Source organism: Pseudoalteromonas sp. CH_XMU1449-3 (genome assembly GCF_037027245.1).
Lineage (GTDB): Bacteria > Pseudomonadota > Gammaproteobacteria > Enterobacterales > Alteromonadaceae > Pseudoalteromonas > Pseudoalteromonas shioyasakiensis.
Map to the genome: position 1 here is coordinate 135,311 of NZ_JAYMDY010000012.1, position 8,891 is coordinate 144,201.

Sequence of the window (8,891 nt, forward strand, 5' to 3'; positions counted from 1 at the left end):
TTACCGATTATTGGTAGTTACTCTCAATCTTAGCAAATTCACCGGATGATTTAAGATTTTTCATAAATTCATTAAATTGCTCGCTCATACGCTTCCCTTTTTCATTATAAGCAAACTGTAATTGCATTGGCGCTTTGCCCACACTGTAATCACTTACCGTAAATTTTTTAAAGGCATTATTTTTTGAGGCATACCACTGCAGTGTGTTTTTTGCGATAACAGCAACACGTTGATTTTGCTGCATATCAACTAAAGCCTTCAGCATATCTATTTCAGAGTAAAAGTCTTCACGGTGCAACTTGCCAGCAGCAAACAATGCTTCAAATTTCGGGTAGGTATAACCAAAGCGGGCCATTAACACATAACCGCCGAGTTCATCAATTGCTGGAATATGACAACCACTCGGCATCACTAAAATATCTTCTACTACTGCAATGCTATCACTCCAATAGTATTGCTTATTTCCGCGATACCATTGCTCAGACTCTAAGCGTACATCGACTTTACCTGCATCAAGTAAGTGCTGTGAACGCACTTCTGGTACCAGCATGTATCGAATATCATGATTATATTTCTCAGCAAAACGAATTAATAACTCATCAACAAGCCCTTTATGACCACTGTCAGCAAAGTGATAAGGGGGATAATCTGTGTCATACAACGCAACCTGCAAGGTTTCAGCTCGCACTAAAGGCGCAATTAATAGCAACAATAAAAAAGCAACAACACGACTCATAATTTTCTCTCATAGAATTAAGCCTGAGATTGTATATAAATAGCACAAAAAAAGCGCAGGCTAAGCTGCGCTTTGAGAAAATTCTGATAGGAATTTAGGATTAGATACCATCACCATCAATATGTAAGCCACATTCACGGTTTAAACCAAAGAAACGTGTCTCTTCTTCTGTCATGCCAGGCTCAAGTTTACGGGTTGTATGAACATCGCCCATAGATACATAACCTTGCTCCCAAAGTGGGTGATATGGCAAATCATGCTTAGTTAGATACTGATAAATATCGCGGTTGTTCCACTCAATAAGTGGATACACTTTCACAGTACCACGGCTGATTTCAACAATTTGCTTATCAGCACGGCTTGATGATTGGTCACGGCGCAAACCACTAAACCAGGTGCCCGCTTGCAAATCGTTTAATGCGCGGCTCATAGGCTCGACTTTATTCAGTTGATTATACTGCTTAATGCCAGCTTCACCTTGCTCCCAAAGTTTACCAAACTTTGCTTCTTGCCACGCAGGGCTTAGCTCAGCTTTATAAACTTTAAGGTTAAGCGATAGTCGCTCCGTCATTTGCTCGATAAACTGATAGGTTTCAGGGAACAAATAACCAGTGTCAGTCAGTACCACAGGAATATCTGGCTGCTGCGATGTCACTAAATGCAACATCACCGCCGCTTGAATACCAAAGCTCGACGACAAAAAGTGTGTGCTTGGTAAGTTTTCAAGTGCCCATGCAACACGCTCTTCTGCGCTTTTATCAGCCAGAAGACCATTTATATCAGCCAGCATGGCTGTTTGGTCTTCTTTGCTCATCGTTAAGATGTTTTTAAATTCACTCATGGTTAATTCCAAACCTTAAAGCGGTGTCGCTTATAAAATTATGCGTGAAAATCAGTTACTGAAACTTTAACTTCAGCAACAATGCCTTTGCGAATTACAAAATCACCAAAACACTCACCTTCATTACGCTCACTTGCCCATTGGCCAATTAGCTTATCGAATGCGTCTAGGTATACGTCTTCGCCAACATTTTCTAAATACAGTTTTGGAATACGCGTGCCTTCACGGTTACCACCTAAGTACACGTTGTATTTTCCTGGACCTTTACCAACCAGACCCGCTTCTGCCAACATTGCGCGGCCACAGCCATTCGGACAACCCACAACACGCATAATGATGTTGTCATCGCTGATGCCGTGCTTAGCTAATAACGCTTCTGTTTTCTCAATTAAGCTTGGTAAATAACGCTCAGCTTCTGCCATCGCTAACGGACACGTTGGTAATGCCACACACGCCATTGAGTTTTTACGCTGCTCTGTATGGCTGTCATCAATCAGGCCATGGTTGCGAGCGATCTCTTCGATTACCGCTTTTTGATCAGCCGGAACACCTGCAATGATCAAGTTTTGGTTTGCAGTCATGCGGAAATCACCTTGGTGAATTTCAGCAATTTTACGGCAGCCTGTTTTAAGAGGTTGATTTGGGTAATCTAAAATACGACCACTTTGGATAAACAGCGTTAAGTGGTGCTTACCATCAATACCTTCAACCCAACCGATACGGTCACCACGGTGAGTGAACTCATACGGGCGGCTTTGCTCAAATTGAACACCGGCACGTTTTTCAACTTCAGCTTTAAATACATCAGAACCTACACGGTCAAGTGTGTATTTAGTTTTTGCATTTTTACGGTTTGAACGGTTACCCCAATCACGTTGTACAGACACCACGTGCTCAGCAATTTTCAAGGTGTGCTCAAGTGGGATAAAACCAAAGTCATCCGCTTTACGAGGATACGTTGCTGTATCACCGTGAGTCATCGCAAGACCACCACCCACTAACACGTTAAAACCAACTAACTTGCCGTTTTCTGCAATTGCCACAAAGTTTAAGTCGTTCGCATGCACATCCACTTCATTGTTCGGTGGAATTGTTACTGTGGTTTTAAACTTACGTGGTAAGTAAGTTGAACCTAAAATTGGCTCTTCAGTGGTTTCACTCTTTTCACCATCTAACCAAATTTCAGCGTATGCTTTAGTTTTTGGTAATAGGTGCTCAGAGATCTTCGCTGCCCACTCGTACGCTTCTTGGTGAAGCTCAGATTCAACTGGGTTCGTTGTACATAATACGTTTCGGTTTACGTCGCCCGCCGTTGCAATTGAGTCAATTCCCACGCTATTGAGCATTTGATGCATGCCTTTAATATTTGGCTTAAGCACACCATGGAACTGGAACGTTTGACGCGTGGTTAAACGAATACTGCCATAGCTGGTTTTCTCTTCAGCAAACTTATCAATCGCTAACCATTGCTCTGGCTTGATGATACCGCCAGGCATACGAGCACGTAACATTACATTATGTAACGGCTCTAATTTTTGTTTAGCGCGCTCAGGGCGAATATCACGGTCATCTTGCTGGTACATGCCGTGGAAACGGATCAGTTGGAAGTTATCAGCAGTGAAACCACCTGTGATCTCGTCTTTTAAATCTTGCTCAATTGTGCCACGTAAAAAGTTACTTTCTCTTTTCAAACGCTCGTTATCAGAAAGCTTTACGTTTTTGTCTTGTTCGCTCATGGTATTTCCTAAATTTGTTACAGTGACGGCTGTTAGCTTTAAACGTGATTAGTACACGTCTTTCTGATAGCGATTTGCGCTACGTAAATCTTTTAAATATTGCTCAGCTTGTTCATCATCTTTGCCGCTATTTTCTTTGATAATGTCGACAAGCGCCTGATGAACATCTTTCGCCATACGGTTTGCATCACCACAGATATAGAAATGAGCACCCGCTTCTAACCAAGCAAATACTTCTTGGCTGTTTTTGCGAAGTTTGTCTTGAACATATACTTTTTCCGCTTGGTCACGGCTAAACGCCACATCCACTTTTGTCAGTAAACCTGACTTCAAGTAACCTTGAATTTCTACTTGATATAAAAAGTCTTGAGTAAAGTGTGGGTTACCAAAGAATAACCAGTTTTTACCACTTGCTTCACGAGCATCACGCTCTTGTAAAAACGCACGGAATGGTGCAATACCCGTACCCGGACCTACCATGATAATTGGCGTTTCATCATTAGCCGGTAAACGGAAATTATCGTTATGCTCGCTAAATACTTTTACTTTGCAGCCTTCTTCAGCACGACGTGCTAAATAGCCAGAACAACCACCTAAATGCTCGCTACCGAATGCATCAAACTCAACCAGACCCACAGTTAAGTGAACTTCTTCTTCAACTTCAGCTTGGCTGGATGCAATCGAATATAAACGAGCTTGTAGCTTACGTAAGCAGTCTACTAAGGTTTGTGCTTCAAGCTGAGCTGGGTTTTGACGAATAATATCGAAGATTTGGCGAGGTTCGATGTACTCACGCATTGCCGCTTTATCTTCAACTAACTTTAATAAATCAGGGTTGCCAGTTGCTGTTGCGTATTTTTCAACAAAGCCTGGGTATGACTGAGTTAATTCTAATTTTTCGATTAATGCATCACGAACACTTAGTTCTTCGTCGCCAAGTTTAACCGTGCTAGATGCATCGATTTGTGTAAGCGTAAGTACTTCATCAACAAGCGCTTCGTCATTTAAGAAGTAAACGCCTAGCGAATCACCCGGTGTATAGGTAATGTCTGAACCTTCTAATGAGATTTCAACATGACGCACATCTTTGGTTGAATCACGACCGGTAATTTTTTGCACAACACTTAGTTCTGCAGCAAATGGGTTTTGCTTGGTGTATTGGCTTGCTGCTGGTGCCGCTGCACCAAATGGCATGGCCACAACTTGACCACCACTTGCTTGTTGCTGCGCTTTAAGATCAGGCTCAAACGCATCAAGTGCACCATCAATCCACTTAGCTGCTTCATCATCGTAATCAACGTCTAGGTCAGCACGCTGGAAAATAGTTTCTGCGCCAAGCTTGTTAAAACGCTCTTCAAAATCTTTTGCTGTTTGGCAGAAGAACTCGTAGCTTGAATCACCTAAGCCAATCACAGCCACTTTAACACCATCTAGTTTAGGTGCTTTTTTAGTTGTTAAGAATTCATGAAGGCTTTCAGCGTCTTCTGGTGGCTCACCCTCACCGTAGGTTGAAACAACAACCGTGATAAACTTTTCTTTTTTCAGGGCTGTTGGTTTGTAGTCAGCCATGTTTACTAGCTTAACAGTTAGACCGCGCGACTCTGCCTGCTCTTTTAACTTGCTCGCCACGCCTTTTGCGTTACCCGTTTGCGAGCCGTATAAAATAGTTAGCGGCGGTGCATCACCTGCAGCTGGAGTGGCAGCAACACCACCGGTTAATGCACCTGCGTTGGCATTCGCAGCTAAGTAACCACTTACCCACGCTTGCTGAATTGGATTAAGTTCAGCCACTAAGCCTTGCAGCTTCTGTACTTGCTCTTGCGATAGCGGGCTCGCCGCTGCATTTAGTTGACTTAACAACATGAATTTATTCCTCGTAACCCTGAAAAGTTAACTGCGAAACGAACTTGCTACTGTCATTTCGCGAACAATTTTTTCGACTTTAAAGACCCAATAGAAATGCTTTAAAGGTTTATCTGAGCGTGAAGAATAACGAGGTCTGAGACGATTAAAAAAGAATAGAATCTGCTTTGATATTCCATTTAGTTATTAATTTAGTATTTATCCAAAAAAAGCATGTTAAAAGCAAAAATTCCCAAATAAGAAACTTTTATTAATTAACATTATTGCAACATAAGCCAATTAGCCTATACTCGCTGTGTTCATTTTGAGAACAGCAAAAACTATTAAAATATAAAAAGGAAAATACAATGTCACACGGGACATGTAAAAAATATATGCTAGCCAGTAGCTTACTTTGTTTAGCAAGTTCAGCATTGGCAAATGTTAGTAACGCCGACTTCGAAAGCTGGTCAGCAAATACCCCTGCAAGCTGGAGCACTATTGATAGCGGTATTAGTCTTAGCGCTAATACTAATGTGGTTTACTCAGGTAATTACTCAGCACAAGTCGTGGTTAATACTGGCACCCAAAGTAATACCGATTTACAACAATTAGTAGAGGTAGTGGCGGGTGAAAGTTATGAGTTTTCTGCTTGGGTTTACCATACAGAAGGTGGCGTAAAAGCTCGCTTAGTAGTTGATGGCTATCAAGGTTATTCTAACTCAGCATTAACCAATCAATGGCAACAAATCAGTTATCAGTACACAGCCTCTGCGACCACATCAATTAATGTTGGCCTGCGCTTTTACGATGTAACTGGTTTTGATGGCAGCGAAGTCGTTTATGTAGATAACTTTGCACCAAACACAGACTCAACTCCACCACCTACGGGCAGCTGCGCCGATAACCAAGTGTCTTTAACCCTCACTACCGATAATTATGGGGAAGAAACCAGTTGGCAAATCACCAATAGCCAAGGTAGTGCAGTAGCATCAGGCGGCAGCTATGCAGCAAATACTCAATACAGTGAGCAAGCATGCTTAACTGATGGTGACTATACCTTTACTATTTTTGATAGCTATGGTGATGGCATATGCTGCTCTTACGGTAACGGTAGCTATAGCCTTTCGTTCGGTCAAACAGTACTTGCCAGTGGTGCAAGCTTCCAAAGCTCAGAAGCTACGCCGTTTAGTTTAGGTGATAGCTCAGGCGGCGGTGACGGGGGTGGTACAACCCCAACAGAGCCAACGGGATACTATGTTACAACGCAAGGCCTTAGTGGTTATGCACTGAAAACAGAGCTATACAACATTATCAAAGGTCACAACTCGCAGGGCTATTCTGCGATTTGGAGTTTTTATGATGTTGCTTCACGCGATAAGTATTTTGAAAACGACAACTCTATTTTAGACCGTTATTCAGAAAACCCTGCAGGCCAAGACAGCTACAACTATGTTGCAGTAAGCGATCAATGTGGTACATACAACAGCGAAGCAGATTGCTACAACCGTGAGCATTCTTTCCCGAAAAGTTGGTTTGGTGGAACAGTTGAGCCAATGAATTCAGACGTACATCACATTTTTGCCACTGATGGTTATGTCAATTCAAAACGCAGTAATTACCCATTTGGTGAAGTAGCTAGTGCAAGCTATACCTCTAGTAACGGCAGTAAATTAGGCAGCGCTGCTAGCACATTAAATTACTCAGGAACGGTTTTTGAACCTATCGATGAGTTTAAAGGTGACTTTGCAAGAGCCTATTTCTATATGGCAACACGCTATGAAAACGTGATTGGCTCATGGCAAAACAACACAACTTACAGTAACGCTGTACTGAATGGTTCATCTAATCAGGTTTTTGAGAGCTGGGTCGTTGCTATGTTATTAAAGTGGCATAACGAGGATCCCGTTAGCCAATTAGAGCTTGACCGTAACCAAGCCGCTTATGAACATCAAGGTAACCGCAACCCATTTGTGGATCACCCAGAATTTGTAGAAATGATTTGGTAACTTCGTTAAGCCAAGGCACTTAGTTTCGGCTAAGTGCCTTTTTATACGATAAAACATGACTTAAGCCTCATTAGGGTTTAACTGCTCAACAAGACGAATGTCATGTAACAAATGGTTATGCCTTACCGACAAAGTATTTTCTTCTGTTGGCTTTATTTTATAACCGAGCTGCTGTAAAACCAGCGTAAATAGGGCGGCATGTTGATAACTAAGAGGTTGTCCGCTTAATTCAAATTCTTCGATTACGCTATTTGCATAACTAGAACTATTTTGTAATGACTGCCAAATACGCATTTGTACTTGAGAAACCTGCATCACTGATGTGTGATAGCAATTGATTTGTAGGCTTAATAAATAGTTTTCTAGTGAGTTCATAGCGATATCCATTACAAAAAACGCTACTTTAAAAGCTCAAGTTAAGTTGAGGTAAAGTGTTTTGTTATTACTTTTTACTCCACTTATTCATTATTTCTTTAAATAGTTTTGCTTCTTTATCTTCACAGGGTCTGGGCGATCCACTTGGCACTCCAGATTTACCAAACACCGAATTAAAATCTATGCCGTAACACATGCCATTTAGCACCTCGATACGCTTGCTGCCATCGCCATTTTGCCAAACGACAGTTGCTTTATCAGAGACGGTTAATTGTGCAGGCACTGTAACCCTACCTGTAGGCGATTTATCATTAGCGGCTTCATCCTGCCCAAATAAAGACGCATTAGCAGAACCATTTTCAAAATTAAGCTGTGGGATTGGCGCATAAGGGTTGAGCTTTTTAAAAGGCTCTTCGGCTATTTTTGAATTCTCAGCTGTCTGAATAGGCTTTACTATCTCAGTGATAACTTTTTTCGTCCCATTTATTGTGGGATTAATTACTTTAGTATCACTTATCTGCTGAGAGCTATTATGCGAAGTTTCTTCTTTTTTCGGCAAAGACTTAGCCTCTTCAGGCATTCCTTCTGTTTGCTCAGGTGAAGGTTTTTCTTGGATTTTCTGCAAGCTAGGTAATGAAGTTAAATCAACACTCACATACGCGTTGATTACTTTTGGCGGTTCAGCGACAGCGGGGAGTTTCACAGACTTTCCATATCGAGTAAATAGCAATAAAAGCACAGCATGTAACGTAATTGAGATGATCCATGCTTTGTAATTCCTTTTTAACACCCAAGCGCCTCGTTTTATTTTTAAGAGTGCTAAATGAGTGAATTAGTTCATAGGAAAGTTGCGAGTTAGCGAGGGTAAAGGTTCTAGGTTCTAGGTTCTAGGTTCTAGGTTCTAGGTCAAGCATAACCTTGGGAGTGCTTTAATGTGGTTTGGGTTTACCAAAGAAAAGGTTTACATGGATTTGTTGGGTTTCGCTGCGCTCAAACCAACCTACCCGAAGAATGAACAGGGCAAATGCTGAGTGAGACACCACACTAAACAACCCCACCGATCGAATCTGACGTCTGAAAGCTGACAGCTGATGGCTTTTTTCACACATAAAAAAACCCGAGACTAAGCTCGGGTTTTTCTTAATGCTTGATGCATCACTATAGTTGATTACTCAACGATAGTTGCAACAACACCAGCACCAACTGTACGACCACCTTCACGGATAGCGAAGCGTAAACCTTCGTCCATCGCGATTGGGCAGATTAGTTCTACAGTCATCTTGATGTTATCACCAGGCATTACCATTTCAACGCCGTCTGGTAACTGTACGTCACCTGTTACGTCAGTTGTA

Annotated in this window: 7 protein-coding genes and 1 pseudogene; 1 reads left to right on the forward strand and 7 read right to left on the reverse strand. The window is 41.8% G+C overall.

What is annotated here, in order from left to right; all coding sequences use genetic code 11:
- Positions 1-7: 7 nt before the first annotated feature.
- The 4 genes from WA256_RS15395 to WA256_RS15410 form a co-directional block, all read right to left on the reverse strand.
- Entirely contained in the window at positions 8-736 is a 729-nt protein-coding gene (locus WA256_RS15395; protein WP_335992575.1) for a substrate-binding periplasmic protein, read from the reverse strand.
- 100 nt (positions 737-836) lie between these two features.
- Complete coding sequence (locus tag WA256_RS15400) at positions 837-1,577, reverse strand: phosphoadenylyl-sulfate reductase (protein WP_335992576.1); 741 nt, start codon at positions 1,575-1,577, stop codon at positions 837-839.
- 38 nt (positions 1,578-1,615) lie between these two features.
- The gene (gene cysI, locus WA256_RS15405; RefSeq protein ID WP_138625208.1) at positions 1,616-3,313 is read right to left on the reverse strand and encodes an assimilatory sulfite reductase (NADPH) hemoprotein subunit; all 1,698 of its coding nucleotides are present in this window, start codon (positions 3,311-3,313) and stop codon (positions 1,616-1,618) included.
- 48 nt (positions 3,314-3,361) lie between these two features.
- Positions 3,362-5,176 carry an assimilatory sulfite reductase (NADPH) flavoprotein subunit gene (locus WA256_RS15410; RefSeq protein ID WP_062566682.1) on the reverse strand — a complete coding sequence of 605 codons (1,815 nt, stop codon included), beginning with the start codon at positions 5,174-5,176 and terminating at the stop codon, positions 3,362-3,364.
- 347 nt (positions 5,177-5,523) lie between these two features.
- Here WA256_RS15410 and WA256_RS15415 point away from each other — a divergent pair, with 347 nt between their 5' ends.
- Entirely contained in the window at positions 5,524-7,164 is a 1,641-nt protein-coding gene (locus tag WA256_RS15415) for an endonuclease (protein ID WP_335992577.1), read from the forward strand.
- 60 nt (positions 7,165-7,224) lie between these two features.
- Here the strand turns inward: WA256_RS15415 and WA256_RS15420 are convergent, their stop codons facing one another.
- From WA256_RS15420 to tuf, 3 genes and pseudogenes are all read right to left on the reverse strand, one after another.
- Entirely contained in the window at positions 7,225-7,539 is a 315-nt protein-coding gene (locus WA256_RS15420; protein ID WP_335992578.1) for a hypothetical protein, read from the reverse strand.
- 67 nt (positions 7,540-7,606) lie between these two features.
- Complete coding sequence (locus WA256_RS15425) at positions 7,607-8,242, reverse strand: hypothetical protein (RefSeq protein ID WP_251603923.1); 636 nt, start codon at positions 8,240-8,242, stop codon at positions 7,607-7,609.
- A gap of 465 nt (positions 8,243-8,707) precedes the next feature.
- Positions 8,708-8,891 (reverse strand): annotated as a pseudogene (gene tuf, locus WA256_RS15430) (elongation factor Tu); the annotation flags it as partial.